The sequence below is a fragment of the Tardiphaga sp. genome, assembly GCF_044340795.1.
Classification (GTDB): domain Bacteria; phylum Pseudomonadota; class Alphaproteobacteria; order Rhizobiales; family Xanthobacteraceae; genus Tardiphaga.
On record NZ_JBIISY010000006.1, the window covers coordinates 19,523 to 45,794 of the forward strand.

The window sequence follows — 26,272 nt, forward strand, 5'->3', positions numbered from 1 at the left end:
AGTTAAATGACTAGTATCCACTAGCACGACTAGCACTGGCTAGTTCGTTGCTAACGGGCATATAGAGGCCCGGATGCCTCTTGATCCAAAGAAACTCCGTAGTGACGCCAAACGCCTTCAGCAGGCGCGTCTCGCTGCGCCTGGGCGGGAGACAATAGGCACGACATCCGCGGTTCGCGCCGCTCTTCCCATCATTTACGAACTTCGCAACGACGGCGTGGCGTGGTCGGCAATCGCAGACGCACTCGCCAAACAAGGCGTTGTTCAAGGCAAAGATCGGGTGCCGATCACCACGCATCGCTTGACGGCGTTGGTCAATCAGATCGAGAGCCAAGACCGTCGAAGGTCGGAGAAAAACGCCCGCCCTCGAGGGGATACCGTGGCGACGATCGAGGTGGAGCGGGTTAAGCCGCGGCTTTTGCAAGACGCGGTTGCGCTTTCCAGCTCTAGCACCCCAGTCGAGCCAGCGGCGAGCGAGCACGACCTTCGCGCCGCGGCTTTCGAAAAATTGCAGTCGATTTTGAAAAAGGAATAAAACGATGCCGCGCATACTTTTTGTCACACAAGAAAAAGGCGGCGTCGGTAAGACGGTTTTCGCGCGTGCATTGGCGGAGGCCATCGACGGCGCCCCGATCATTGAAATTGACTCCAGCGCCCGCATGATCGAACTCGGCGACCGGGTTACTTTTTTCAAGATGCGTGCCGACCGCGAGGCCATCGAGCGATCTGGCGGAAAGGCTGCCCGCTCCGAATTTGATGCGCTTCTGACCGAGCTCGAATCTTCGAAAATCGCGACGATTGTCGATGTCGGAGCGAACACGTCGCTGACGCTCCTAAGTGTGATTTCGGATATAGCGCCAGTATTGGCAAAAAGCGGATCCGAGTTCGGCATTTGTGCAGTCGTAACTGCAGAACATGCAGCGATGGCCGCAGCCTCCTCAATTCTGGCGGTATCGAAACCGTGGGCGGCCGCACAATTTCTCATTGAAAACCGCCTGCATGAAAATGTACCAGCCGATTGGCTCAAAGCACATTGCCAGGTCGATGCGTTGACGTCCTTCGACCATCAGATACTCGAAAATGGGGCCGACGAGATTCTCCAAGCTGGGGGCCTCGCCAGCATAGGGCGGATCGATCCCACAGAGTTGCGCGCAAAGTACGGTATCGGGCCGGCACTGCGCATTCACCGTGATCTCGAACGTTTCCGAACGGATGCGATGGAAGCGGTGCGTCCAGCCGCAGAGTGGCTGGTCGGATGACCGGCCGACGCGCCCAACTCAGAGCCAAGTTCCGGGACGCGCAAGCTCGTTTCGCAAAAGCCAACAGTAAAGTTGCCAAGCTCAGCCAAACGCGCTTATCCGAATGGCTCAATCGGCCAGCGGCCGAGCGCCTCAAAGCGTTCGAAGATCCAGATTTGTCGATCGCGGATCGGCAAAAACTGCGTAAATCGCTTCGTGTCGATATGCGGGCGCCTCTATTTTGGTCTCTCAATTGGCGCGTAAGCAATGCCATGCGCGCGCTCCGCTGGTGGGGATTGCGTCGATCGGTTGTGATCTTCTATGGATTTGTCATCGTTACCCCTCTGGGCGCGGCGGGATACCTGAGTTGGCTCAATACCGCCCGGACGATAGCGATCCCGAACGGGATTTCTGTCGAATGGAGAATGCCGACGGGGGAAGTCGTTCAGCAGCGGATCGCTCCCGGGACGCGCCTTGATCTGATCAAGAATTTTGATGGATCTTTCCTACTTCGCAATTGGATTCCAAATCAGGGATATGCCACGGCGAAAGTTGCCGTGGAATAAGGGGCACACGCCGGGATCAACCGGTTTTGCCGACCGGAGCTTGGAAGTCGACGAGTGCTTGGAAGCGAGGGTCTCGATCGGCAATCGTCTTGTTCAACTTTAACGGATGGGGAGGGTGCGACGGGCTATTGAGGAATACGACTTGGCTTCGCTGAAGGACCTTTCGAATATCCGATGCCGGCACCAATCGGAGCGGCTCCGCCGCTTTCGTCTCCGACACTTTCCCGGTTTTTGCATCTGTCGTGGTGGTGGTTTTGATGCCCGTGAAGGTCCCGATGGCTTTCGACCAGTGCTCGTTTTCATCGGGAAGAGCCGCCGGAATGTTGAACAGATTGGTCATCTCGGCAGTGGCAATCAGCGTGTCGGCTCCGTTCTGGTTATAGGTTTCAACAAGCTGCGAGCGAGACTGCCAGAATGTCCAAAGAGAAAGGCCATAACCTGGCAACTCACCGACACCGGTTAGGATAGCGTCAAATCTGCCAAGAACGAAGGCCTCGTCGATAAATGCGATAATCCGCTCAGTAGGGCGATGGGTGCGGACAGAGGCGAACAAGTCAGCCAATAACCATCGCACATATGGCGCGAGAATTTTCTTTTCGTCGCCGGCAGGCAGAACAATGAACAGATCGACATGACCTTCGGCAAGATCCGACAGGTCGAATGTATGGTCTTGGACGATACGCTGCATCCGGCTATCGCGTAGCCACTGGGTGGCCTGCTGTGCGGTCGACGTGATGCTGTCGCGTGATTTGGAATCCATCTCGAGGATTGACGCCGCTGCTAGGGAGGGGTGATCGAGCGCATTGTTCAATGCTGCCAGCAGTCGATCGGGATGCATCAGTAACTCGGCGGCACCGACCGCATCGGCTCTGCCATTTCGGATTGTGGCGAGGATCGCAGCAACAATGAGATCGCTTGCCCGGCTTTGGAAGTAATTGGCGTCAGTGACGTCCTTTGCGGGCGGGAGCAAGGCGAGCGCCATCGTTTGCAGATAAAGGATATTGTTTGGATCAACGTGGAGAAGCGGATTCCAGCGGTCATCTCCACCGGCTAGTCCCAGGGGGTCCAAACACCGGACGACACGGCCCATCGAGACCCGTCGCCGCTTGAGCGCTCGGTGCGCATCGCCCTTGGGGTCGATCACGACTGCAGGTCCCGCCCACGCGCCAACATCCGGAAAAGCGAGATTTGGAATGATGAAGCCACCGGTCTTGCCCGTCCGAGGCGGGGCAATCGTCAGGAGGTTGCCCTCGACTTGTATCCGAACGGCCTTTTGCGTCATGGGATCGATCCCGATCTCAAGACCTTGAATCAGGCTTGCGACAACATCCGAGGACGACCACTGAGCGTCGCCATAGATCCCGCTCCGATCGCGGATCGACTGAATTTTTCCGTTGAGCAATATTGTTGCACAGAAGAAGAGGAGGAGACTCGCGATTGCTTTGAATTCGGTTGAGCCACCACCCGAGAACGCCGGAGCCTCACCTCTCGCCATGTGCCAATAAGCCGTGACGATCTGCGGAACGTTCAGACCCCACTTGAGAAATCCGTCGAACCACGCAGTAGCGTCGACTTTGTTAAGCTCCGCTGGCCATGCAGCGGGTTGCCAACCGTGGTGAACAACGAAAGCTGTCGGATAGCCCAGTGCAATGACGACGAACACAAGAGTAATGACTGCGTAGATCTGCTTTATGCCTGGGGTGAACTTCATGATTCGATAGTTGCTTTCGCCGAGTCAGATGTCCCTATAAAGCACACAGAAATAATGAAAGATGCCGTCAATTGGCGCAGTTTTTAGACATTCGCAGCCCGCTTTGTTAGGGCGTCTTTGATAGTACGACCTCCATCAAGGAGATCGCATAAAGATGACGTCACAAGATGAATTGAACGAATTGGAAAAGCGGCTGCGCCGGGATTTGCAGTCGATGTGTGAGGTGGACGCGAGTGACCCTGCCTACAAGTATGCCGATCATGCGGCGCTGCAATTCGCGCATGGGATCATGTACGGACTGTGGCAGATCCCTTCATTCGGCGGTGTCCAACAGATCGATGAGAATGAAGCGCGGCGTGAATTGGGGCTGAAGCTTCGGGGGGCAAGCGAACTGGCGTCTGAGCTTGTTAAACACGGCGTCCATCTGCCGACGCCGCTACTGAACCAAGCCATCGTTGCCATTAAAGGACTCGTCAAGAGCAGGGGGGCCGAACAGGAGCCAGAAGCGGGCGTTCAGTCGACTTAAACGTCAAGGCCGATTTTTCGATTGAGGTTTTTCTGCACCGGAATGACGATGATTCAAGTTCCTGACATCTACGAATTTATTCGGAGTGGAGAGCTCCCTGAAAGCCCCGAAAGTTACACCGATGCGACCTGGTACTGCGTCAAGCTTAGCAGTCGCCATCAAATGTACGGCGCGCAGCCTTGCCTTTGCCTATACGATGCTCTGCCGAAGCAAGTTGTGGATTGGAAAACGCCTTCCATGGCGAAGCTCGCTTCAACGATTGAACAGCGCGCAGATGCAGATCGAGTGCCAGTCGTTATCAGCTTGGCATTAGGGCGACTAGGGCCCGCCCTAGCGGATCGAGGCTACCGGCAGCACAATCCGAACCTCCGTCCGAATGCCCAGCAGACCTGGTTGCGCGACGTTCAAAAGCCTGAAGTCCCGCGCAAAATGGGACGCTGGCTATGCCATGTGGTCAGAAGATTATCAGCATTCGGGCGACGCGTTCTCAAACGCAGCTTCGTCAAATAAGACCCGCTGGATGATCGTGGCAACGTCAGGCAAGGTGGCTTCGTGGCGGCGAAGAAGTGTGCCTGCAGATGGCAGTAATCGCACAGGCACCGACACAGCGCCAATGTCGCATTCGATCGCATCGAGAGCAGGCTAGATCATCGCTTCCGCATCGCAAGGCGCCCGAAAGTCGAGCTGCGCTGATTTTGCGGTGGCAATCGTGGCCGCTGATCTTGCGTGGCGCGTCATCGACCGCCCGGCTAGTCTAGAACATAAGGTCCAGTTCGGCGCTTCCCTCCAGAGCGAGCCCCGCATTTACACGTTGGATACTCCCTGTTGCGGATCGATAATGTTCAATTCGCATCTTGCAGTACCAATTGTTAAGAAAACTAACGCTCTCAGGAAGTTCGCCAGCAAAATGCTGTCTGAGAGCTCATTGGGTCGCGAAGAATAACGCGCTTCTGTCCGTTTCCTCAAGCAACAACACGCACGATTTTGGTGCAAATTTGTTAATCATTGAGCGATCGATCGGCATTTTGTCTGGAACGTTCCGAGTTTCTAATACCACCTTCATCACTTATTAGAGTTTGCCGGCGATGTTCGCGGACAGCCAAAAGAATTTGGCGATCGTTTTGAACAGAAGGTTTCAAACATGTCCGGCATTACCCTCAGTGCATCCGTCCGTCAGAACCTGCTTTCCTTGCAGTCGACTGCGGATCTTCTCTCCACCACCCAGAGCCGCCTTTCGACCGGTAACAAGGTCAACTCGGCGCTCGACAATCCCACCAACTTCTTCACCGCTCAGGGCCTGAACAACCGCGCCAGCGACATCAACAATCTGCTTGATGGCATCGGCAACGGCGTGCAGATCCTCCAGGCTGCCAACACCGGCATTACTTCGCTGCAGAAGCTGGTTGACTCGGCCAAGTCGATTGCCAACCAGGCGCTGCAGGCTACCACTGGCTACTCGACCAAATCGCAGGTCAAGAGCGCGATCATCCCCGGCGCCACCGCTGACAATCTGCTGGGCGGCACGACTGTGCCGGAAACGCCCGCTGCTTCTGGTTCGACGACCGCAGCGGCCGTGTATGCTGGCGCTGAATTTACGGCCGACACCGCAACGCCAGCGAACAATGATACGCTGACGATCGACGGCACGGTCGTGACATTCGACGGCAAGGCATCGAACGGCACAACCGATATCGCGGACACCGCCGGTGGCAAATATACGATCGATGAAGCCATTGAGAAGATCAATGGCGCTTTGACTGCTGCGAGCAAAACGATCACCGCCACCAAGTCGGCAGACGGCAAAATTGTTCTGACAAATTCGGCGACGGGCGTTGCGTCGAATTTCGACGTCGCTGCAGGAACGACGAACAAAGGCGGTTTCGCTGCTTCCACCACGACCACCAACGGCGCCGATCTTATCCCAGCCTCCACCACGGGCGGGCTGTCGGGCCAGACGCTCACAATTCAGCCGACGGGCGGCGGCGCGACGACCAATATCACGTTTGGTAGCGCGGACGGCCAAGTCAAAACCCTTGACCAGTTGAACACCGAGCTGGCCAAGAACAACATGATGGCCTCGCTCGGCTCCGATGGTGTGCTCACCATCACCACGACCAATGACTACGCTTCGAAGACCATCGGTACGCTCGGCGGGACGGCGGTGACCGGGACGGGCAACGCGTTCAACGGCAAGACGGCTTCTGCTCCCGTGGAAGACGCCAACGCGCAGAACACTCGTGCGGGCCTGGTTGCGCAGTACAACACGGTCATGGACCAGATCAAGACCACCGCTGCAGACTCGTCGTTCAATGGCGTCAACCTGCTGAATGGTGACACGCTTGCTCTGACCTTCAACGAAACCGGTAAGTCGAAGCTGAGCATCACCGGCGTTACCTTCGACACCCTCGGCCTCGGGCTGGACAAGCTGACCGCGAAAACTGACTTCCTCGACAACTCGGCAGCCAACGGGATCCTGACCAAGCTGAACGATGCCAGCTCCAAGCTGCGTTCGCAGGCATCGGCCTTCGGTTCGAACCTGTCGGTCGTGCAGATGCGTCAGGACTTCTCGAAGCAGATGATCAACGTGCTGCAGACCGGCGCGTCCAATCTGACGCTCGCTGACACCAACCAGGAAGCCGCCAACAGCCAGGCGCTGTCGACCCGTCAGTCGATCGCCGTCTCGGCGCTGTCGCTCGCCAACCAGTCGCAGCAGGGCGTGCTTCAGTTGCTCCGTTAATCAGAACGATCGCAAGTGAGGAAAACGGCGAGGGCAACCTCGCCGTTTTTATTTTGTTAACCAGATGTCCGTGTAACTAATCGCTGGGGGACACCATGCCATTGAGAATGACGGTCGAGCCGCAAGAGTGGCTTATGATTGGGACCACGAAAGTCGTGAACATCGGTCTGGAGACGGCGTTTCTTCAAATCGAGGGGGCAGCCCCTGTACTACGTCAGGCCCACACGATGACTGTAGAGCGGGCTACGACGCCAGCGAACAAAACGTACCTTGCGGTGCAGCGGCTCTATCTCGGTGAGACAACTGAAATGTCCGAGTATCATCAGGCCGCGACGAATTTACTGAAGGATCTGCCGGGCTTGGAAGAGACTGTGTCGAAGGCGAATCGCCAGATGGCAAAAGGCTCAGTGTACGGAGCTCTGCGTGAATACCGCAAGCTTATCGACGTATGGTAGTGTTCACTGGCATCAAATCGCAAAACGGTCTTTCTTTGATTTCACTTGCGGGGCAGCGGGGGCGCAATACCTTTTCTGAACGTGTGTAGCTCAGCTGCTGCCCGTTCAGTGGACAGCCAGTTAAGCTAAACCTAGCTTCCGCTCGAACTCAACGGGGCTGATGTATACGATGCCGAGTGTCATCGTGTTGGGTTGTAGGACCGCTCGATATAGCCGAACACATCGGCCTTGGCCTCGTTCCTTTTGCGATAGCATTTTCGGGCGATACGCTCGGTTTTCAACGACGAGAAGAAGCTCCCCATGGCAGCGTTGTCCCAGACATTGCTAGACCGGCTCATGCTGCAAGTGATGCCGCTGTCGGCCGTAAGGCTCTGAAACTGATCGCTGGCATACTGACTACCGCGACCGGAGCGAAGCATCAGCGCGCCGGCTTGCCACGGCGCCAGACCGCCATCACCAGAGCCTCAGCGACCAACTGCGCTGTGATTCCGGCGCTCATCGACCAGCCCGCCACATGCCGGGAGAACAGATCGATCACGGCCGATACAGGGAGCCAGCCTTCGGCCGTCCAGGTTTAGGTGAAGTTGGCAATCCACGTCTGGTTCGGGCGCTCGGCCGCAAACTGCCGGTCCAGCAAATTGGACGGTAGGGATACAATCGGGCGATCACCGTTGTCCTTCAGCAGACCTCGGCGTGGCGGTCGCTCCCGCAAGGCCTGCTGGCGCCAGGCTGCAATCGATCCCCTCGGCCAGCAGGTCGCGCCAGACACGCCTGGCCCAATAGGTGCGGTCGCTGACGATGAAACTCGCCTTGGTTCGCACCGCAACGACTTCGTCGCTGCGGGATCTGGCGCTAGGCGCGCGGTTCAGCCCGGTTGGAAGCCCGACCGAGAGACGCCGAGCGTCTGGCGCTGAGGCAGCAGCGACTTTCTCCTCGCTCGGATTGATCAGATGGTGCCCATAGCGACACCCTGCACAAGGGCGGCGCTTATTCGGCGTGGTAAGCGCGCGAAAGGCAATCACTAAATTTCGAAGCAAGCGCATAAAGAAAAGTTTAACGTGGGCCGGTAGATACATCCAACAGAAGCACGTCAAACGTGCGGACGGGGGAGTGTATGGGAAGGTATGAAACGGCTAGTGTCGCCACGCGGACAATTTGGGGATTGTTAGCGGGCCTGTTTGTGGCCCTTGGAGTCGGTCTGGCGACGACCGATTTTTCGTTTCGGCTCGACGGCGCGTTGGGCTCCAGCGTCGCCTCGATCGCAGCGTTAATGGGAGCCGGGCATATAGCGCGACAAACCAGTTTTGCCCGCCAAGCCCATGCGTTGACGGCAATCGCGCAATTGATGATCCTTTTTCTGTTGGCGCCTGCACTCACACATATCGTCGCTTCAGCTAGTTTCCCGTTCGTGGACGGGCCTCTTGCTGCCATCGACAGATTGCTCGGGCTCGACTGGCTCGAGTATTTCCAGTTCATCTATGATCGCCCTGCGCTCGTTCCCTACCTCTACCTGGGCTATGCCATGATCACTTGGCCGATCATTGTCATTCCGACCTTGCTCGGTTTTGCGGGCTATGTCGATCACCTCAATCGTTTTACGCTCGCCTGCGTTCTGACAGTGGTGATGACGGTGGCGATCTCGATCTTTGTGCCGGCGCTGGGCACCTATCACCATTACGGCGTGTCGCCAGATTTTGGGGTGCTCCGCCCGAGCGGCTATCTTGTGCAGATCGAGCAGTTGCCCCGGCTACGAGACGGAACGCTGCGAGTTCTACAGGTCGGCAGTCTCGGCGGCGTGATCGCATTTCCTAGCTTCCACGCCGCAGCTGCGGTTCTGTCTCTCTGGGGACTATGGCGCCTTTGGTGGGCTCGTCCGCTGGCGACAATCGCTAATGGGGGTATGCTGCTTGCGACACCTATAATTGGCGGGCACCACTTTATCGACGTGCTGGCGGGCGTAGCAGTCGCCGTGCTCGCCATACATGCTGCCGACCGGATCGGCAGCCGTGAGCGCGCGGTGGAGTCGGAGCAGAAACTCGCAGGGCCGATCTTCTGGGCGGTCATGGCGGTTTTCTCACGAACGGGCGGTCCATCCGCCGAATGGATTTCGCCGGAGCGGCCAGGCGACCTTCCGTGAAGGCCGGGATGCATTAGGAGATATGTCACTGGCTTCGCCTACAGCTCAGACGAGAAGTTCGGAAGTCGTCAGAATCGCCTGTAGGGGGCAAAGGCGCAGCTTTTTCACGATCGGCCTAGTCCAGTTTCTTCTTTGAGCTTCGGTGTTCTCCTCATTTTTATTGCCATCGTCGCATATCAGTGGGTCACCAACGGCGTCGTCTTTTAGAAGCCGCCAACATTCGCACTGCTGATTGCAGGTGTTGTTGCTATTGATCTCGTCTGCTCTTGCCAGACTGAGACCCCTATAATGCGAACTGTACGTGTGCTGAGCCTCAGCGTGCTGTTTGCCGTGACGGTTTCGAGCTTCGGCGCGATGACGGCATATATAGGTCAGACTCTGAAGCTTCCACTGCAGGACGCTACCTTTGTTGCTATCGATCGATCACTAGGATTCGACTGGCACTCCATCGTTTGCTGGACCGATCTCAACCCGATCATCGCACGTACTCTAGAGTTCGTTCACGCAACGATTGGGTTTCAGATCGCGCTGCCGATCCTAGTGTTAGCGTTTCTCAACCGCCTAAACCGGCTTCGCGTATATCTGGCGGGCATGAGCCTGGCGATCCTTCTAACGGTTGTTATAGGATCTCTCCTGCCGGCGGCAGGCCTTGTCGGAGGCCAATTTGGAGCAAACTTCTCGGTACTGCAGTTCAGCGGCGCGACTCCACTGCAGCATTTGGAGATTTTGCGCGCTTCGGCCAAGTAATCATTCCTGACGTTTTGGGAGGTATGATCAATTTTCCGTCTTACCATGCCGCGGTTGCCGTGTTCGTTCCTTGGGCTCTGCGCGGCATCGAAGGTGTGTTTCCAGCGGCCTGCGTCGCGAATGTTATCATGTTCGCAAGCGCGATAACGGAAGGCGGCCACTACGTTTGCGACGTCTTCGCCGGTGCGGCAATTGCTGCGGTTGCCTTCATACTCGCTGAGAAGATAACCCGTCCCGGATTTCCGGAGAACGGAGACACCAACCGTTCGGATGTGGAAAACGCTGCAGCGCTTCCGCAGACGATGCTCACGTAAAGGAACCCGCATCTGCGGGTCGACAGATAGGCGTCAGCGCGGCGCTCCACACAAACGGAGCTCGGAAACTAGCGAAGTCGTCTGTTATGCCGCTTGTGGTGCAAAGCGAACCTCGATCGCCGCATTGAAAGAGCCACCGGCTGACACGTGCTAGTTACAAGACGGGGTGCTTTACGATGCGAAGGAGTGGCCCAGCGGCCATGGTTCATGGCCCTCAACGTGGCGCGAGCGCAAACTCGAGCGGCTGCTGTCAAACCGCCTCGATCGTTTTGTGGCCTACGAGCTCGCGATCAGCAGCAGCGCCGCGGACAGCTGGAAATCGACCACATAGCGCGGCGCGTCACAGTGGTGAGCGGCGTCCCCAAGTCGCGGCGCAGCGGTTCGATGTCGGCCAGCGGCACAACCTCGACGTGGCTGGGGGTCGATATAGGTCTCACGCCGGACGAGCCCCTGATAGGGCAAGAAATCCCCGATGCGGTGATAACTCGCCATCTCGGCGAATCCCCACTCGTCATCGAGGATTTCGACAGTGCCGTCCTGCCTCTGCAGCGGAAACAGCACAGCCTACCCCTTGGAAGAGGGAGGGTCTGCATTGCGCGGGACGTCCGCTCTTCTTGGGAGGCGCCTTCCATCTTCTTGATTTTGAGCGAGCCGCCGCGATCGCCGATGGCGGCTGACAAGCTGCCGCCCGTGGTTGCGTCAGCCTTGTGGTCGAAGGATTTGACTAGGCGGCGGAGGCTATCGGGACGCAGTTCTCTCCTGATTCATAAAACACCCTATCTCGGTGTCCATCAAACCGACGGCAGCTCAGACCGGCAAGGCAAGTTGCAGGGCACGAAAACGCTGCTCTTGTGATGTGATGCACAATACTGCTACACGATAGAGTGATGCAGTAATTCAATAGTGATATCAGTTTCTTAGGTGGTGATCCGGCTGGGGTGCGCTTCCTCCGCCCGGCCACGCAATCCGGGGCGCCCTGCCTGTTTGTGCCTTTTCCTGTAGGCGGGAAAACATCAATGATTGCATCAGACCAACCTGCGCAGGGGTGGCTTCGTTGTTGCAAGAAAAATGGGAGCTAGAGATAACCATATGAATCGCCAGATCGTCCTCGCGCGTCGCCCGGTGGGTGAGCCCCAGTCGTCCGATTTTGCCATGCAGGAACGCGGTATCCCCGCGGTTGATGACGGGCATGTGCTGCTGAAGACAGAACTTCTCTCCCTTGATCCTTACATGCGCTGGCGGATGAATGAGGGTCCGTCCTATGCGCCGCCGGTTGCCCTTGGCGGCGTGATGGTCGGGAGCACCGTGAGCCGCGTGGTCACATCCAGGCATCCGGAATTCCGCGAGGACGATCTCGTGGTCGGACGCTCCGGCTGGCAGGAATTCGCCCTGTCCGATGGAACGGACCTGCGCCGGATCGCCAACACCCAGTTGCCGCCCTCGGCGGCGCTCGGGATTCTCGGGTCGCCGGGGCTCACTGCGTATACGGGGCTGCTCAATATCGGGCAGCCCAAGGCAGGCGAGACGCTCGTGGTTGCGGCGGCCACCGGCCCGGTCGGCGCTCTGGTTGGACAGATCGCCCGGCTCAAGGGATGCCGGGTGGTAGCCATTGCCGGCGGCCTGAAGAAATGCCGCTATGCCGTCGACGTGCTTGGCTTCGACGCGGCCATCGATCATCGCGATCCCGATATGGCCGCAAAACTCCGGTCGGCTTGTTCGAACGGCATCGACATCTATTTCGAAAATGTCGGCGGCCTTGTGTGGGACGCCGTCTTTCCGCTGCTGAACGATTTCGCCCGCATCCCGGTTTGTGGCCTGATCTCCCAATACAACGATGCTGGTGCCGGGCAGAGCAACAGGCTTGCTCAGGCGGAATTGATGCGCACGGCGCTTGTGAAGCGGCTCACCATCCGCGGTTTCATTGTCACCGATTTCATCGCGCAGATGGACGATTTCCAGCGCGATGTCGGCGGCTGGCTCGCCGAAGGCAAGCTGGTCCATCGCGAACAGTTCGTCGATGGATTGGAGAATGCGCCGCAAGCTTTCATCGGCATGCTGAAGGGGCAGAATTTCGGAAAGCTCATCGTTCGGGTCGCGGGATCTGCCGCGTGACGAGCTATTTCGTGGTCAGAAAGTCGACCACGGCGGAGACCTGGGACCCCAGCATCTCCCGTCCATAGATCACGTTGCAGCCGGCAGCCGTCGCCATCCGGAGCAGCCGTGTCTCGTCGGGCATCATCACGATATCCATGACCGCCAGATGCGGCGAGATGCGGTCGATGGGCAGCGGGCAGGCATCGCTATCCAGCATGCCGACCGGCGAGGCATTGATCAGGACGTCGAACAGGTCCGGATCCAGCGATGCCGCAGCGGCGGCCACATCGAGCTCGGGAAAGGCCTGCGCGATCATGTGCGCGGCTGCGGCGGCGCGGCTGACATCCGGATCGACGATGCGGAGCGATTTCGGCCGTTGCGACGCCAGGGCGACCGCGATCGCAGCGCCTGCGCCGCCCGCGCCGAGCAGCATGATGCGCGCACTCGCGACTTGTACGCCCCTGCGGCGCAGCGCCGCCACGCAGCCCAGGCCATCGAACATTTCGCCGATCCATCCGTCGCGGCGCTTCGATAGCACGCTGACCGTCCGGGTGATCTGTGCCTGCGGTCCGAGTCGCCGCATGAACGGTGCTGCGCGTTTTTTAAAGGGGACGGTGATGATCAAGCCGTCGAGATTCTCGATCGCCATCACCGCGGGGAACAGGTCGTCAAAGCGATCCACCGTGAGATGCATGGGGAGCACGATCGCATCGATGCCCCGCTTGACGAACTCATGGGTAACGAATTCGGGTGATCGCACTTGCGCGATGGGGTCGCCGACAATGGCGAACAGGCGGGTCTTGCCTGAAATATAATCGACGCTTTGCGGCGCGAATTGATCTCCTGTCATGATCGTCCCCTCATCTCGTCCGTCCGAAAACGGTCCCCGCGGCTATAAAGTTTATTGACCTACCTGTAAGTCAGCGATAAATCACTGGCAAGCCACAAGGCAAGCGACGGGAGGTTTACGCGTGCAGGATACGGATTTTCAGGTGACGGTCGGTCAGTCGATCCGCTTTTCGAAGACGGTGTCGGAGAGCGATGTCTATCTCTTCGCCGGGATCACCGGTGACCTCTCCGACGTGCATTGCAACGAGCAATATATGGAGACGTCGGCTTTCGGTCACCGCATTGCGCATGGCGTTCTGTCGATGGGATTCATGTCGACAGCCTCGACCGTGATGTTCACGCCCTATGTTGCCAAGTATGTCGGCTTGACACCGGTTTCGTTGGGTTATGATCGCGTCCGCTTCGTCGGCCCGGTCTTCTTCGGCGACACGGTGACGGTGAGCTACACGATCGACCGGCTCGACGGCGCCAAGGACCGCACATTTTCCAATGTCGAGGTCAGGAACCAGCGCGGTGAAGTGGTGGCAGCGGCGGTGCACATCATGAAATGGGTGCCTGTTTCGTCCTCCGCAAAGAATGCGGCCTGAGGCGGGCTATGTCCATGTCACGCGAGGCAGGGCGCGTTGCCCTTGTGACCGGCGGGCGCCGGGGTATCGGCCGTGCCAGCGCCTATGCGCTGGCCGACAACGGCTTCGATATCGTCATCAACGATCTCGAACGCGATCAATCAGCCGCGGAAACGCTGCAGGGAATCGAGGCGCGAGGCCGCAAGGCTGTGTTCGTGCGGGGCGATCTGTCTGACCTGGGCGAGCACGAGCGCATCGTCACCGAGGCCCGCGCGGCCTTTGGTCCCCTCACTTGTCTGCTCAACAATGCCGGTGTGCAAACCAGGCACCGCGGCGACATCCTGGAGACGCCTGCGGAGAGTTTCGATCGCTTGATGTCGATCAATCTGCGGGCCTCGTTCTTCCTGACCCAGCGTGTCGCCAAACAGATGCGCAGCGACGATGCTGGCGACCGGACGCAGCCGCAGCGCACCATCATCTTCATCTCCTCGGGCAATGCCGTTATCGCCACTGCCGCGCAGGCAGAATACTGCATCTCCAAGGCCGGCGTCGCGATGATGAGCACGCTTTATGCGTTGCGGCTCGCGGAATATGGCATCGCCGTGCATGAGGTACGCCCGGGTATCATCCAGACCGACATGACCAGGGACGTGTTCGACAAATATAATGGTTGGGTGGAAGCCGGCGGCTTCCCGATGGCGCGCTGGGGGCAGGCCGACGATGTGGGGCGGACTGTCGCCGAACTCGCGTCCGGCCGGATGCCTTATTCGACAGGCCAGGCCTTCTTTGTCGATGGCGGCATGCATATCCGTCGCACCTAACGCCCGTTGCTCCTGCAGATCCGCTGCGGCGGACGTCCCGATCCATTGAGGCTATGATGTACGACTATCAAGGAAACGTTGCCATCGTGACCGGCGCTGCCAGGGGCATCGGCCGCGCCATCGCAAAGCGGCTGGCGGCGGAAGGGTGCCATGTGGCGCTGTGGGACAACAACAGTGAAGCGCTCGACTTGACCTTTGGCGATCTCAGCGCGGCAGGCGGCGCGGTCTCCAGAGCCGTGATCGACGTCACCGATCTGGCATCGGTGAGGGCCGGTGTCGCCGATGTCATCAAAAGCTGGGGCCGCGTGGACATACTCGTCAACAATGCCGGCACCGGGCAGGTGGCGTCCATCATCGACGACCGGCCCGAGGATTTTGACTTCACCATGCGACTGAACGTCTCCGGCACCTTCAATTGCTGCCATGCAGTCGTGCCCACCATGGTCGAGAACAAATCGGGGCGCATCATCAATATTTCGTCGTGGTTCGGCAAAGTCGGCCGACCGAGTTCGCTCGCCTACAACGCGTCGAAATTTGCCATTCTCGGCATGACCCAATCGATGGGCTTGGATCTTGCGGCGCATGGCATTCGTGTCAATGCGGTGTGCCCGGGTGCGATCGCCAACACCCATATGCGCAAGGTTGCGGATGAACAGTTGGTGGCCAAAGGGCTGCCGACCGCGGCCGAGCGCGCGCATACAATCCCGCTGGGACGGCTGGGCGAGCCGGAAGACATCGCGAATGTCGTGGCATTCCTGCTGTCGGATCAGGCCAGCTACATGACCGGGCAGGGCATCAATGTCACCGGCGGCCTGTGGATGAACTGACTGCGTCATTTCTGTCCAGCCGGGGCTCACGCGACAGCTTGACAGAAATAATAAACTAAACTTACTTGTAGGTAAGTAAACTGGCCAAGCCGGTGTGAAAGGTTCAGGGAGAGAACGGTGTACGAGCTGATGGAGTTTGTCGTCCGTGGGGCGTTTCTGGGGGTCATCTACGGCCTCCTGGCGTTTCCCATCAGCCTCGTTTTCGCGACAACCGGGTCGGTCGATCTCGCTGTCGGCGCCTATACGGTGCTCGCGGTCGCGATCGCCTGGGCGGTCGGCGGCCCGGCCGGCATCGTGTTCGGCATAGCCGCCGCGGTGTTGTCGTCGGCGATCGTCGGCTTTATCTCGATGCGCCTCAACCGGCCCGGCACGTTCGATCACATCACGGCCGTGCTCGGCACTTTCGGCCTCGCCACTTTCCTCGAATCCTTCATCCTCACGGTATACGGCAAGGATCCGATGGCCAGACAGGTGTTCGATACCTTCTGGGACGTGTTCGGTGTCCGCATCAGCCCGCAGGCCCTGATCAATATCATCGTCTGTATTCTGCTGCTGGTCGCGCTCTATGTGCTGCTGTATCGCACGCCATTCGGGCGCATGATGCGGGCCAGCGCCATCAATCCGCTCGGTGCCGCGCTGAATGGCATTCCGGTGCAGACGATCTGGTTCTGCACCTATCTGCTCGGCGGCTTTCTGGCCGGCGTGGCCGGCATTCTTGTCCTGTTCACCACGGGTGCGGACTACAGCACCGGCCTGCAACTCACCATTTCCGGATTTGGCGCGGCGATCATCTTTGGCATGAACAGCCCGCTGCGCGGTTTCGCCGGCGGCCTTGTCACCGGGCTCGTGCAGGTCCTGAGCTCGGCCTATCTGCCCGGCGGCTGGGTCACTGCCGCTCCCATGATCTTCATCTTCGTCGTTCTGGCGCTCGGGCCCATGAACCGAATTGCCGCGACCGGAGGACGTGTCTGATGATGTTGCGCATGCGTGACCGGCTGCGTCCGGCCTTCATTCTCTTTGTCATCATCGCCGCATTGACGCCGCTGATTGTCGGCAAGCCGTTCTGGCTCGACAATTCGATCCTGATCGCCGTGTTCTCGCTGATGGCGTTGTCCGTCGGCATGTCCTACGGCCAAGCGGGCATCCTGTCGGTGGCGACGGCGGGATTTGCGTCGGTCGGCGCCTATGCGACCAGCATCGTCACCGCACATTACGGCCTGTCGCCGCTGCTTGGTCTGCTACTCGCCATTGTCCTTCCGATGCTGCTTGGCTATCCGATGGCGCGGGCCATCACCCGGCTGTCGCCGATGCCGCTGTCGATCGCCACCTTGCTGCTGAGCATGGTGCTGGAAATCGCCATCCGTGAGGGCGGCGATTTCACCGGCGGCTATATCGGGCTGTCGGGCATCCCCAACCTGCCATTCGCATCGAGCCTGGAGGCCATGCATGTCCTGTCATGGGCGATCGTGGTCGTCGTGATCGCGCTCTATGCCAATCTCACGCATTCGGCGATCGGCCGAGCCGTCAAGACGGCCCGGCATGATCCTCTCCGTGCCACCGCCGACGGCGTCGATGTGCCCAAGATCCTTGCAAGCTATTTCGCGCTCTCCGCGGCTGTGGCGGGCGTGGCCGGTTGGCTCTACGCGCATCATCTCATGTATATGGGGCCGGACTCGCTGACCATTCATGTGTCCATCAAGACCATGCTGATGACGGTCATTGGCGGCGCGCAGACCTTCCTTGGGCCTGTGCTGGGGGCCGCCTTCCTGACGATGCTGACACTCTATCTCCCGGCGTCGGAAGCGCAGGGCATGATCTTCGGTGCGACCCTGGTGTTCGTGCTGCTGGTCACACCGCGCGGCATTCTTGGAACCGATTGGTTGAAACTGTTGTCGCGGAGCAAGAAGCGGGAAACGCCGATCGCCGATGTGACGCGCACGAGCGAGCGCACGGCATGAGCGTAGATGTTCACGAGGTCAGTGTCGCCTTTGGCGGTGTCACGGCGCTCAACAAAGTGTCGTTGCAACTGGAGCGCGGCCGGATTCTTGCGGTGATCGGCCCGAATGGGTCGGGCAAGAGCACGCTGTTCAATTCCATCACCGGCATGGTCGCGGCGGCCGGAGGCAAGATCGCTGTCGACGGTGTGTCCATCGACAACATGGCCCCCAATCGTCGCATCGCGCTCGGTCTGGCGCGAACGTTCCAGACGCCGCGCTTCGATCCGCATATCACGGTGGAAGAGGCGGTGCTGTGCGGGTTCTACCCGGTCGCGAAGCCCGGCATGCTGTCATCGTTGCTGCGCTCGCCCGGTGTCGCGCGCGAAGAGAAAACGTTCAGTGACCGGTGCAGCGAGATTCTGCGAGAGTTGCGGCTGACCAAGTATCGCGCGACCAAGATGGGCGAATTGCCCATGGGGCAGGTCCGGCTTGTCGAGGTCGCCCGGGCTGTCGCCAACAATCCGAAATATATTCTGCTGGACGAGCCGGCGGCGGGACTGGCGCGCGACGAACAGGCCATGCTCAGCGTCGAGGTTCGCCGTCTCGCCGAGACGGGCGTCGGTGTCCTCCTGGTGGAGCACAATTTCAACCTCATTCGTGAACTCGCGGAGCATGTCATCGTGCTCAATCGCGGTGCGATGCTGATGTCGGGCCGGGCCGAAGACATCGCGCGCGACAAGGCGTTTATCGATGTCTATCTCGGCAGCAGCGGACGGTGATGGGGCGGCCATGAACATGATGTCATCCAATCTCGTGCCGGCAGGGCGGCCCGTGATCTCGTGCGCAAATGTCTCTGCGCGATATGGCCGGATCACCGTCGTGTCCAACGTGACGCTCCATGTGGTCCCGGGCGAGATGATCGCCGTACTCGGCGCCAATGGCGCCGGCAAGAGCAGCCTGCTCGGCTCGATCGCGGGCACTGTCTCGGGGAGCGGCCGGATCGAAATCAACGGGCGGCAGGTCGAGTCCTATCCCTCCCACAAACGTGCCATCAGCGGTCTGTCCCTGGTGCCGGAGCAGCGCCGCAATGTGTTCGCGGCGATGACGGTGAAAGAGAATATCGATCTCGGATTGCGTCTGCTGCCGCTCTCCGAGCGCGAGGCCCAGCGCGACTTCATCATGGAGCTGTTTCCGATCCTGAAGGAGCGGCAGGCCGCGGGCGCCGGCATGTTGAGCGGCGGCGAACAGCAGATGCTGGCGATCAGCCTAGCGCTTGGCCGCAAGCCGGATGTCATGATCTTCGATGAACCGACGCAGGGATTAGCGCCCGCGGTGTTCGACACGCTGCAGCACGCTTTCAGCGCGCTCAAGCAACGCGGCCTCGCGATGATCCTGGCCGAGCAGAATGTCCCTTTCGCGGCCCGCGTCGCGGACCGTTTCGTCATCCTGTCGCAAGGCAGCATCGTCCGCGAGGGACCAGGGTCGGATCTCGCCAATCCGGAAGACATCGCCGAGGTGTTTCTAGGCAGTAAGTAAAAAACCAAACAACAAGATATTTGAGGGGAGTGAGCATGACAGGACTTTTGAAAAAATCGGTTGCTGTAGCGGCATTGCTGTGCGCCGGCCTGATGGGGCCGGCAATCGCGGCCGATGGGGTGGTGAAGGTTGGCGGCATCCTCAGTCTGAGCGGGCCGGCGGCGCCGTTCGGCATTCCCGAGCGCGATGCCGTCGAGATACTGGCGAACAAGATCAATGCGGAAGGCGGCGTCAAGGGTCGCAAGATCGAGGTGATCTTTCACGATGACCAGAGCAATCCGACGGAAGCCGCACGCGGCGCAACGCGGCTGATCCAGCAGGAGAAGGTGCAGGCGATCATCGGCTCGACGCTGGGCACCGGCACGCTGGCCCTGATGCCGATCGCAATGAACAACAAGGTTCCGGTTCTCGCCCCGATCGGTACCATCGACGCGACCTCGAAGAAGCACGCATTTTGGCCGTGGCTTTTCAGGTCGGCGCCTACCGAGGAGGTCATCCTTGATGGCATCATGGAGCGTGGCGTTTTCGTGCCGGGGCGCAAAAAGTTTGCCGTAATGTATCAGGAAGATGCCTATGGCAAGGCCGGTATGGAATATGCGCTCAAACTGTCCAAGGAGAAGGACATCGACGTGGTCGCATCGGTTGGCGCGCCGCTCAATGCCATCGACCTGACCTCGGCGGCGACCAAGATCCGAAACGCCAATCCCGAAGTGGTGCTGCTGGAGACCTCTGCGCCTGCGCTCGGGGCTGCCTTCGTGCGCGCCGCGCGACAAGTCGGACTGAACGCGCCGATCATCGGCTCGGGCAGCCTCAACCAGCGGCCATTCCTCGACGCGGCCGGTCCGGCCGGTGAGGGTGTCCAGGTGGTATCGCTCGGCAACTGGGACGATCCGTCAGAGAAGCAGAACGCGCTTGGCGACATTCTGCGCGCCGCCGGCAAGAAGCCATCGGGCTATGGCGAGCTCCTGAGCTCCACCGGCTTTCTCGTCCTCGTCGAGGCGCTGAAGCGGATCGATGGCCAGCCGACGGGTCCCGCGATCCGCGACGCGATCGAGACGATCTGCGATTTCAAGGGCACCTTCATCGATGGTACGATCTGCTACTCCAAGGATCAGCATGAAGGCTTCTCCAAGGATTCGCTGGTGACTGTCGAGATCTCGAACGGCAAGTTCAAGACTGTCAAGTAAGCGCAGAAGATCCCGCGGGCCATGCGATCCGCGGGACAGTGGGAGCGCCTCGTTCGATGACGCCATCCTTTCTCGACCGTCCCATCACCGACTGGACCTATGACCGGTTGCTACGCTGGCGCGCGCAGGTGACGCCGGATCGCCCGTTCCTTTGCTTTGAAGGCGGCAGCTACCAGACATTTGCGGAGCTTTGGGATGACGTCAGCAGGCTGGCGGCGGGCTTGTCCCGGTCCGGCGTGCGACAGGGCGATCGTGTGGCGATCTTCGCCGGGAATGGATTGATCGCCGTTCATGCGTGGCTTGCCATCAATCTGGTCGGCGCGACCGATGCGCCGATCAATCCGGCATTTCGCGGCCAGCCTCTTGTGCATGCGCTCAACATGCTCGGTGCGACCATGGCGATCGTCGAAGACGAGTTGCTGCCGGCCTTGCGCGACATCGAGCATGACCTGACCACGCTGAAGCAGGTCGTGCATTTCGGTGACCTGGAGCCGCCGGTGAACGCGGTTGCAGGATTCAAACGACTGGCCTTGGTGCCCTATGTTTCGATCGCCGGCGGCGAGGAGGGCTGGGACGCGCCTGTCACGACTTTCGATCAGATCTCCTCGGTGCTGATGACCTCGGGCACGTCGGGGCCGTCGAAAGGCGTGATGGTTCCGCATGCGCAGGCGATCCTGATTGCGCGGAATTCGGTCGAGGGCATGCGCGTTGTCGATACCGATGTCTACTATGTTGCGCATCCGCTGTTTCACATGTCGCCGCGCTATTGTGCCCTCACGGCGGCGTTGCTGGTCGGCGCCCGGGTCTCGCTGGACCGCGGCTTCAAGGCCGAGCATTGGCTCGATCGCGTGCGGCGCGCGCAGGCCACCGTGACGATCGGCCATGGCCCGCTGCTTGAAATGATCTATGCGCAGCCGGAGCGGCCTGATGATGCGGACAATCCGCTGACGCGCCTCGGCACGTCACCTTTCCCGAAACATATCGCCGCTTCATTCGAGCGACGGTTTGGCCTCAAGGGGATCGAAACCTGGGGGATGACCGAGGTGGGAATTCCTTGCTGGCACCCCTATGACGAGCCGTTACGGGCGGGTTCCTGTGGCAAGCCGCTGTCGGACTGGTTCGAGGTGTTGGTCGTCGATCCTGCGAATGACGCGGCGCTGCCGGCCGGCGAAGTCGGCGAACTCGTTGTGCGGCCAAAATATCCCGCAACGTTGATGCAGGGGTACTTCGGCAAGCCGGAAGCGACCGTCGAGGCCTGGCGCAATCTTTGGTTCCACAGCGGCGATAGCGCCTATATCGACCGCGATGGCTGGGTCTATTTCGTCGATCGTTTGAAGGACAGGATCAGGCGGCGGGCAGAAAATATTTCCTCCTATGATATCGAATATGCCGCGCAGCAGATCGCGGGCGTGGTCGATGCCGCAGCGGTCGGGATCCCGTCGGAATTCGCCGGTGATGACGACATCAAGCTGTGTGTGGTGCTGAGCGCGGGCAGCACGATCGGTCCGGCGGAGCTTCTCGGCCCGCTGGCGCGCGCGCTGCCTCATCACATGGTGCCGCGCTATATCGAGATCGTGGCCGAACTGCCCCGCACGCCGACGAAAAAGGTGCAAAAGGCGGTGATGCGACTGGCCGGAATTACGGCTGCGACATGGGATCGCAAGCAAGCCGGCATCGCGCTGCGCGACATCATCAACGGCTGATCGAACGGACGGTCGATGGATCAGGACGGCACTTTCTTTCTGACCGGCTTCCTGGCGGCAGGTTCAGCTTTCGCGCCGGTGCCATAGGCAGCCTCGATGGTCGATAGCGTTGCTTCCCAAAGTTCCGACAGGCGCGAGAACCGGCCGGAGTCGCGGGTCACGGAGCCCGCATAGTGAATGATCGTCGCCAGTTGAATGACAATCTTTTGCTGCGGGGCGTTCTCGCGGAATTCGCCGGCGCGGACGGCAAGCCCGACTCCGATCCGCACCAGGCTTTCGAACTCATGCGATGTGCTTTGCAGGATCGACTGCATCTTCGGCGTGAGGGCGTCACGGTCCGACCGAAGCCGGATCATCAGGCTCCACGGATGGCCCTTGTCGCCATTGGGATTGAATTTGTTGTAGCGCTCGCGGTTGAAAGCGACGGTTGCTGCGATCTTCTCGCGCAGTGTCGTTTCGGGATCGGTCCAGACATCGGTGTAGCGTTCGATCGTCCCGCGGGCATAGTCTTCGAGCACTTCCTCGACCAGGCCACTCTTGTTGCCGAAGTGATAGTGCAGATTGGCGCGGGTGGTGCTGAGAATCTCCGAGATCTCGCGAAAACTAACGCCTCGATAGCCGTATTTTACCAACAGATCGGCGGTCGTCGATTTGATCTTGTCACGCATAGTCGGTCCGAAAATTGAAAGGGTGCCACGAATCCGGAAATTCATGGCACCCGATTGTCTCAGCTTTGTGCTGAAATCGCAATTGTTTCGCGGCGTCAGGCGGCTGCGTCAACCTGACCGTGCGGCAGCAACCCGGCACGGATCATGGCGTTGCGGATGCGCGCGACCTCGTCTACCGGCAGCTTCTGCAAGGGCGGCCGCACCGCGGCCGAGGGGAGGCGTCCGAGCAGCACCTGGGCTTCCTTCATGCGGTTGTGCATGTCGACACCGGGCGCCGAATAGAAGGCGTGCGTGGTCGGATAGATGCGGTCCGCAGCAGCCTTGGCGGCGGCCATGTCATTGTTGCGCACGGCCTCAAAGAGCGCCACCTGGAGGTCGGCGATGGTGCTGCCGGCACCCGACAGAAGGCCGTTGCAGCCGGTCACGAGTGAGCTGAACAGCCAGGCGCTGTGGGTGGTCAGGACGTTGAACGGGCGTGGGCCGTTCTGGAGTTCGCGGACCGTGAACTCATGGCGGACGGGATCGCCGCAGGCATCCTTCATGGCCGCGATCGACGGGATTTCGGCCAGCATTCGCACCAGCGTGTCATGCGGATAGCAAAGCCCGGTTGCGATCGGGAACTGGAAGATGATCAGCGGCAGATCGGTGGCATCGGCGATGCGCTTGAAATGATCGACCACCATGTCCGGGCGCGCGCCGAGCATGAACAGATTGGGCGGGAAGACCAGCAGGGCCGAAGCGCCGCCTTTCTCTGCCATTTTCGCGATCTTGATGGCCTCGATGGCGCTTTCGGCATAGACGCCGTTCACGACCGGCAGCTTGGAGCCAACCTCGTCCATCGTCACATCGAGAATGCGCTGCTGTTCCTCGAAGGTGCATGACGATACTTCGGACGCATGACCGTTGACGGTGATCGCGGCGATGCCGCGGACGCCGGTGACGTCGCGCAGATGCTTGCGATAGCTCGCTTCATCGATCGACAGATCGTCCTTGAGGGGCAGCAGGCAGGCGGGAATAACGCCCGAACAATCATATTTGGTGCGGCTCATTTTGCTCTCCTTGTCAAACGCATGTCTCGGTGCGGATCAGACGCCTTCCAGCACGACGATGTCGGCAATCGAGGCGCCGCTACGGGCTTCGCGCGCCTTCAGATAGATCGTCGAGTTGTAGAAGTCCTTGGCGCGCTGGACGCTGTCGAACTCCACGATGACAAAGCGGCGGTCGGGCGTGTCGCCTTCCAGCGCCACGGGCATCGAGCCCCGCACGTGATAGCGCCCGCCGAACGACTCGATCGCCTCCTTGGCCAGTGGCTTGTATTTTTCATAGGCCTCCGGGTCGGTCACCTTCACCTGTGCCACCACAATCGCCGCCATCCCGTCCGTTCCTTCCCTAAAAAATTTGACAGCAAACTGTCACTGACATACCTGTAAGTCAATGCGGTTCGAGGCGTCGGGCACGCGAAATTCAGCAACAACGCGCAAGTTGTGGAATCTTTATTGACCTGCACGTCAGTAAATGACACTTTGCCAAAAAACGAGCGTGGTCTCGGGGGAAACATGACGATCAGAATCGAAAAACACGGCCGGGTGGCGGTGCTCGTCCTCAACAATCCGCCGATGAATGTCGTCACACTTGATCTGACGCGCGCGATGAATGCGGCGCTGAAGGAGCTCGAAGCGGACACAGAGGTCGGTGCGCTGGTGCTGACGGGCGAAGGGCACCGCGCCTTCTGCGCCGGATCCGACATCAAGGAATTTCCCGGTCTGATCGCCGACAAGGCGATTGTGACGCGCAAACTCGGCTTCGAGAACGAGACTTATGGCGCGGTCGCCCATTTTCCCAAGCCGACCATCGCCGCGATCGAGGGGCTTGCACTCGGAGGCGGGCTCGAATTGGCGGCTGGCTGTGACCTCATCGTCGCTTCGGACGATGCGCGGCTCGGTCTGCCGGAGATCAAGCTCGGCGGCTTTCCCGGCAGCGGCGGCACGGTGCGAGTCACGCAGCGCATCGGCCTCTCCCTCGCCAAGGAAATGATGATGCTTGGCGACATGATCGATGCGCAGACGGCATTGCAGTGGCACCTGGTCAACAAGGTCGTGCCCAAGGGGACAGTGCTCACCGCCGCCATCGAATTGGGAGCACGGCTCGCTGCGGGTCCGGCGCAGGCCATGTATGCCTGTAAGAGGGCCCTTGAGGACGCGATGAACTGCCCGGAAGACGAGGCGATCGCGAGCTCGTTGCGTCTCAGCGAAGGCCTGTCGCAGACTCCCGATTTCATCGAAGGCGTCACGGCCTTCACGCAGAAGAAGCCTGCCAATTTCGAGGGCCGTCTCGATATCTCCGTCTTCGGCGACCGGCGCTGACGGCGTTTGCAATCCATCATCGACTTCATCCGCAGCGCCGCGACCGATCGGGGCCGACCGCGCGCAACAACGACAGAGGACACCATCCGTGATCGACTTTTCGATTTCCGAAGAAATGACCATGGTGCTCAAAACGCTCAAGCGTTTCATCGAGACCGAGCTCAAACCTCACGAAGCCGAGGTGGAGGAGAAGCAGTTCGTTCGCCCGGAGCTCGCGCTGGAACTGCGGACCAAGGCGAAATCACTGGGCCTGTTCGCGCTCGGCATGCCGGCCGAATGCGGTGGCGGCGGACTGAGCGCCGTCGACATGTGCCTGTGCGAAGAGCAGTTCGGTTGGACCAAGGACGCGCTCGTGCGGCGTGCCTTCGGAGCGATCCCCGCTGCGCTTGAAAACTGCGTCGGCGAACAGCGCGAGCGTTATCTCTATCCGGCGGTTCGGGGCGACATCGGGGTCGCGCTGGGCATGACCGAACCGAATGCGGGCTCGGATGCGGCGGGAATCCAGACCACGGCCAAGCGTGATGGATCCGATTTTGTCATCAACGGCTCCAAGCATTTCATCAGCGACGCCGATCTCGCCGATTCCTTCATCATCACGGCAGTGACGGATCCGGGCAAGGGCGCGAAGGGCATTACGGCGTTCCTGATCGACCGCGATACGCCTGGTTTCACCGTCGGGCGGATCCAGTACATGATGGGCCTGCGCGCGACAAATCACTGCGAGCTCGCTTTCGACAATGTCCGTGTGTCTGAGAAGCAGATTCTCGGCGCGGAAGGCCAGGGGCTCTATCAGGCGCTGTCGACCATCAATCGCGTTCGCCTCGGCATGGTCGGTGGACGCGCGGTCGGCATGGCCAGCAAGCTGATGAAAATGAGCATCGACTACGCCAACGAGCGCAAGCAGTTCGGCAAGTCGATCGGTGAATTCCAGATGGTGCAGGCGATGCTCGCCGACATGGCAACGGAAATCTTCGCCGCGCGCATGATGGTGCTCAACGCTGCATGGGAGACCGACCAGGGCATGGATCCCCGCGAAAAAGTATCGATGGTGAAATACTACGCGTCGGAAATGCTCGGGCGGGTCGCCGACAAGGCGGTGCAGATCTTTGGCGGCATGGGTTACTGCAGGGAGATGCCGCTGGAGCAGATGTATCGCGACGCGCGCGTCTACCGGATCTTTGATGGTGCGTCCGACATCCACCGCATGGTGATTGCGCGCAGCCTGCTGAAGAGTGGCACCCATCCGGTCTGACGCCATCGTCGCGTCGGTTGATTTGAATCGAGAGAGAT

28 protein-coding genes and 1 pseudogene are annotated in these 26,272 nt (G+C 59.8%); 22 read left to right on the forward strand and 7 right to left on the reverse strand.

What is annotated here, in order from left to right; genetic code table 11:
• The first annotated feature begins 73 nt into the window (after positions 1-73).
• The 3 genes from ACIQ17_RS01840 to ACIQ17_RS01850 are packed head-to-tail and all read left to right on the forward strand — an operon-like array spanning position 74 to position 1,804.
• Complete coding sequence (locus ACIQ17_RS01840) at positions 74-535, forward strand: hypothetical protein (RefSeq protein ID WP_398464769.1); 462 nt, start codon at positions 74-76, stop codon at positions 533-535.
• Between the two features lie 4 nt (positions 536-539).
• Complete coding sequence (locus ACIQ17_RS01845) at positions 540-1,259, forward strand: hypothetical protein (protein WP_398464771.1); 720 nt, start codon at positions 540-542, stop codon at positions 1,257-1,259.
• Entirely contained in the window at positions 1,256-1,804 is a 549-nt protein-coding gene (locus ACIQ17_RS01850; RefSeq protein WP_398464773.1) for a hypothetical protein, read from the forward strand. The genes ACIQ17_RS01845 and ACIQ17_RS01850 overlap by 4 nt, the downstream gene beginning before the upstream one ends.
• A 16-nt stretch (positions 1,805-1,820) precedes the next feature.
• On the opposite strand, the gene ACIQ17_RS01855 is transcribed toward ACIQ17_RS01850, so the two are convergent.
• Positions 1,821-3,515 carry a type IV secretory system conjugative DNA transfer family protein gene (locus ACIQ17_RS01855; RefSeq protein WP_398464775.1) on the reverse strand — a complete coding sequence of 565 codons (1,695 nt, stop codon included), beginning with the start codon at positions 3,513-3,515 and terminating at the stop codon, positions 1,821-1,823.
• A gap of 154 nt (positions 3,516-3,669) precedes the next feature.
• On the opposite strand from ACIQ17_RS01855, the gene ACIQ17_RS01860 reads away from it, so the two are divergent.
• The 4 genes from ACIQ17_RS01860 (at position 3,670) to ACIQ17_RS01875 (ending at position 7,233) form a co-directional block, all read left to right on the forward strand.
• Positions 3,670-4,041, forward strand: a complete 372-nt coding sequence (locus tag ACIQ17_RS01860; protein WP_398464777.1) for a hypothetical protein — start codon at positions 3,670-3,672, stop codon at positions 4,039-4,041.
• A gap of 48 nt (positions 4,042-4,089) precedes the next feature.
• Complete coding sequence (locus tag ACIQ17_RS01865) at positions 4,090-4,551, forward strand: hypothetical protein (RefSeq protein ID WP_398464779.1); 462 nt, start codon at positions 4,090-4,092, stop codon at positions 4,549-4,551.
• Between the two features lie 631 nt (positions 4,552-5,182).
• Positions 5,183-6,778: a flagellin gene (locus ACIQ17_RS01870; protein WP_398464781.1), complete on the forward strand. Its 1,596-nt coding sequence runs from the start codon at positions 5,183-5,185 to the stop codon at positions 6,776-6,778.
• Positions 6,779-6,885: 107 nt separating this feature from the next.
• A complete protein-coding gene (locus tag ACIQ17_RS01875; protein ID WP_398464783.1) occupies positions 6,886-7,233 on the forward strand; it encodes a flagellar biosynthesis repressor FlbT in 348 nt (115 codons plus the stop codon).
• A gap of 120 nt (positions 7,234-7,353) precedes the next feature.
• Here the strand turns inward: ACIQ17_RS01875 and ACIQ17_RS01880 are convergent.
• Positions 7,354-8,137, reverse strand: a pseudogene (locus ACIQ17_RS01880) (IS3 family transposase); the annotation flags it as partial.
• A gap of 258 nt (positions 8,138-8,395) precedes the next feature.
• Here ACIQ17_RS01880 and ACIQ17_RS01885 point away from each other — a divergent pair.
• The 3 genes from ACIQ17_RS01885 (at position 8,396) to ACIQ17_RS01895 (ending at position 10,431) form a co-directional block, all read left to right on the forward strand.
• The gene (locus ACIQ17_RS01885) at positions 8,396-9,370 is read left to right on the forward strand and encodes a phosphatase PAP2 family protein (protein WP_398464785.1); all 975 of its coding nucleotides are present in this window, start codon (positions 8,396-8,398) and stop codon (positions 9,368-9,370) included.
• A 303-nt stretch (positions 9,371-9,673) separates the two neighbouring features.
• Complete coding sequence (locus ACIQ17_RS01890; RefSeq protein WP_398464787.1) at positions 9,674-10,117, forward strand: phosphatase PAP2 family protein; 444 nt, start codon at positions 9,674-9,676, stop codon at positions 10,115-10,117.
• Between the two features lie 23 nt (positions 10,118-10,140).
• Positions 10,141-10,431, forward strand: a complete 291-nt coding sequence (locus ACIQ17_RS01895; RefSeq protein WP_398464789.1) for a phosphatase PAP2 family protein — start codon at positions 10,141-10,143, stop codon at positions 10,429-10,431.
• 276 nt (positions 10,432-10,707) lie between these two features.
• On the opposite strand, the gene ACIQ17_RS01900 is transcribed toward ACIQ17_RS01895, so the two are convergent.
• Entirely contained in the window at positions 10,708-10,992 is a 285-nt protein-coding gene (locus ACIQ17_RS01900) for a hypothetical protein (protein WP_398464791.1), read from the reverse strand.
• Between the two features lie 528 nt (positions 10,993-11,520).
• Here ACIQ17_RS01900 and ACIQ17_RS01905 point away from each other — a divergent pair.
• On the forward strand, positions 11,521-12,543 hold the full coding sequence (locus ACIQ17_RS01905; protein WP_398464793.1) for an NADP-dependent oxidoreductase: 1,023 nt from the start codon (positions 11,521-11,523) through the stop codon (positions 12,541-12,543).
• A gap of 4 nt (positions 12,544-12,547) precedes the next feature.
• Here ACIQ17_RS01905 and ACIQ17_RS01910 read toward each other — a convergent pair whose 3' ends face one another.
• Positions 12,548-13,375 carry a shikimate dehydrogenase family protein gene (locus tag ACIQ17_RS01910; protein WP_398464795.1) on the reverse strand — a complete coding sequence of 276 codons (828 nt, stop codon included), beginning with the start codon at positions 13,373-13,375 and terminating at the stop codon, positions 12,548-12,550.
• Between the two features lie 121 nt (positions 13,376-13,496).
• On the opposite strand from ACIQ17_RS01910, the gene ACIQ17_RS01915 reads away from it, so the two are divergent.
• From ACIQ17_RS01915 to ACIQ17_RS01955, 9 genes are all read left to right on the forward strand, one after another.
• Positions 13,497-13,961, forward strand: a complete 465-nt coding sequence (locus ACIQ17_RS01915) for a MaoC family dehydratase (RefSeq protein ID WP_398464797.1) — start codon at positions 13,497-13,499, stop codon at positions 13,959-13,961.
• Positions 13,962-13,969: 8 nt separating this feature from the next.
• Positions 13,970-14,761, forward strand: coding sequence for a 3-ketoacyl-ACP reductase (locus tag ACIQ17_RS01920; RefSeq protein WP_398464799.1), 792 nt, complete (start codon positions 13,970-13,972; stop codon positions 14,759-14,761).
• Between the two features lie 56 nt (positions 14,762-14,817).
• On the forward strand, positions 14,818-15,588 hold the full coding sequence (locus ACIQ17_RS01925; protein WP_398464801.1) for an SDR family NAD(P)-dependent oxidoreductase: 771 nt from the start codon (positions 14,818-14,820) through the stop codon (positions 15,586-15,588).
• A gap of 117 nt (positions 15,589-15,705) precedes the next feature.
• Positions 15,706-16,560, forward strand: coding sequence for a branched-chain amino acid ABC transporter permease (locus tag ACIQ17_RS01930; RefSeq protein WP_398464803.1), 855 nt, complete (start codon positions 15,706-15,708; stop codon positions 16,558-16,560).
• On the forward strand, positions 16,560-17,546 hold the full coding sequence (locus ACIQ17_RS01935; RefSeq protein ID WP_398464805.1) for a branched-chain amino acid ABC transporter permease: 987 nt from the start codon (positions 16,560-16,562) through the stop codon (positions 17,544-17,546). Before ACIQ17_RS01930 ends, ACIQ17_RS01935 begins: the two co-directional genes overlap by 1 nt.
• Entirely contained in the window at positions 17,543-18,304 is a 762-nt protein-coding gene (locus tag ACIQ17_RS01940) for an ABC transporter ATP-binding protein (protein WP_398464807.1), read from the forward strand. The genes ACIQ17_RS01935 and ACIQ17_RS01940 overlap by 4 nt, the downstream gene beginning before the upstream one ends.
• 10 nt (positions 18,305-18,314) lie before the next feature.
• Complete coding sequence (locus tag ACIQ17_RS01945) at positions 18,315-19,061, forward strand: ABC transporter ATP-binding protein (protein ID WP_398464809.1); 747 nt, start codon at positions 18,315-18,317, stop codon at positions 19,059-19,061.
• A 35-nt stretch (positions 19,062-19,096) separates the two neighbouring features.
• Positions 19,097-20,248: an ABC transporter substrate-binding protein gene (locus ACIQ17_RS01950; protein ID WP_398464811.1), complete on the forward strand. Its 1,152-nt coding sequence runs from the start codon at positions 19,097-19,099 to the stop codon at positions 20,246-20,248.
• Positions 20,249-20,304: 56 nt separating this feature from the next.
• On the forward strand, positions 20,305-21,951 hold the full coding sequence (locus ACIQ17_RS01955) for an AMP-binding protein (protein WP_398464813.1): 1,647 nt from the start codon (positions 20,305-20,307) through the stop codon (positions 21,949-21,951).
• Between the two features lie 20 nt (positions 21,952-21,971).
• Here the strand turns inward: ACIQ17_RS01955 and ACIQ17_RS01960 are convergent, their stop codons facing one another.
• The 3 genes from ACIQ17_RS01960 to ACIQ17_RS01970 all read right to left on the reverse strand — a co-directional run bounded on the left by ACIQ17_RS01960 (position 21,972) and on the right by ACIQ17_RS01970 (position 23,992).
• Positions 21,972-22,619, reverse strand: a complete 648-nt coding sequence (locus tag ACIQ17_RS01960) for a TetR/AcrR family transcriptional regulator (protein ID WP_398464815.1) — start codon at positions 22,617-22,619, stop codon at positions 21,972-21,974.
• A gap of 95 nt (positions 22,620-22,714) precedes the next feature.
• Positions 22,715-23,668 (reverse strand): dihydrodipicolinate synthase family protein, encoded by a 954-nt coding sequence (locus tag ACIQ17_RS01965; protein WP_398464817.1) that lies wholly within the window; start codon positions 23,666-23,668, stop codon positions 22,715-22,717.
• A gap of 36 nt (positions 23,669-23,704) precedes the next feature.
• The gene (locus ACIQ17_RS01970; protein WP_398464819.1) at positions 23,705-23,992 is read right to left on the reverse strand and encodes a DUF1330 domain-containing protein; all 288 of its coding nucleotides are present in this window, start codon (positions 23,990-23,992) and stop codon (positions 23,705-23,707) included.
• 183 nt (positions 23,993-24,175) lie between these two features.
• Here ACIQ17_RS01970 and ACIQ17_RS01975 point away from each other — a divergent pair, with 183 nt between their 5' ends.
• Positions 24,176-24,982 (forward strand): enoyl-CoA hydratase/isomerase family protein, encoded by an 807-nt coding sequence (locus tag ACIQ17_RS01975; protein ID WP_398464821.1) that lies wholly within the window; start codon positions 24,176-24,178, stop codon positions 24,980-24,982.
• A gap of 88 nt (positions 24,983-25,070) precedes the next feature.
• Positions 25,071-26,234 (forward strand): acyl-CoA dehydrogenase family protein, encoded by a 1,164-nt coding sequence (locus ACIQ17_RS01980; protein ID WP_398464823.1) that lies wholly within the window; start codon positions 25,071-25,073, stop codon positions 26,232-26,234.
• Positions 26,235-26,272 lie beyond the last annotated feature (38 nt).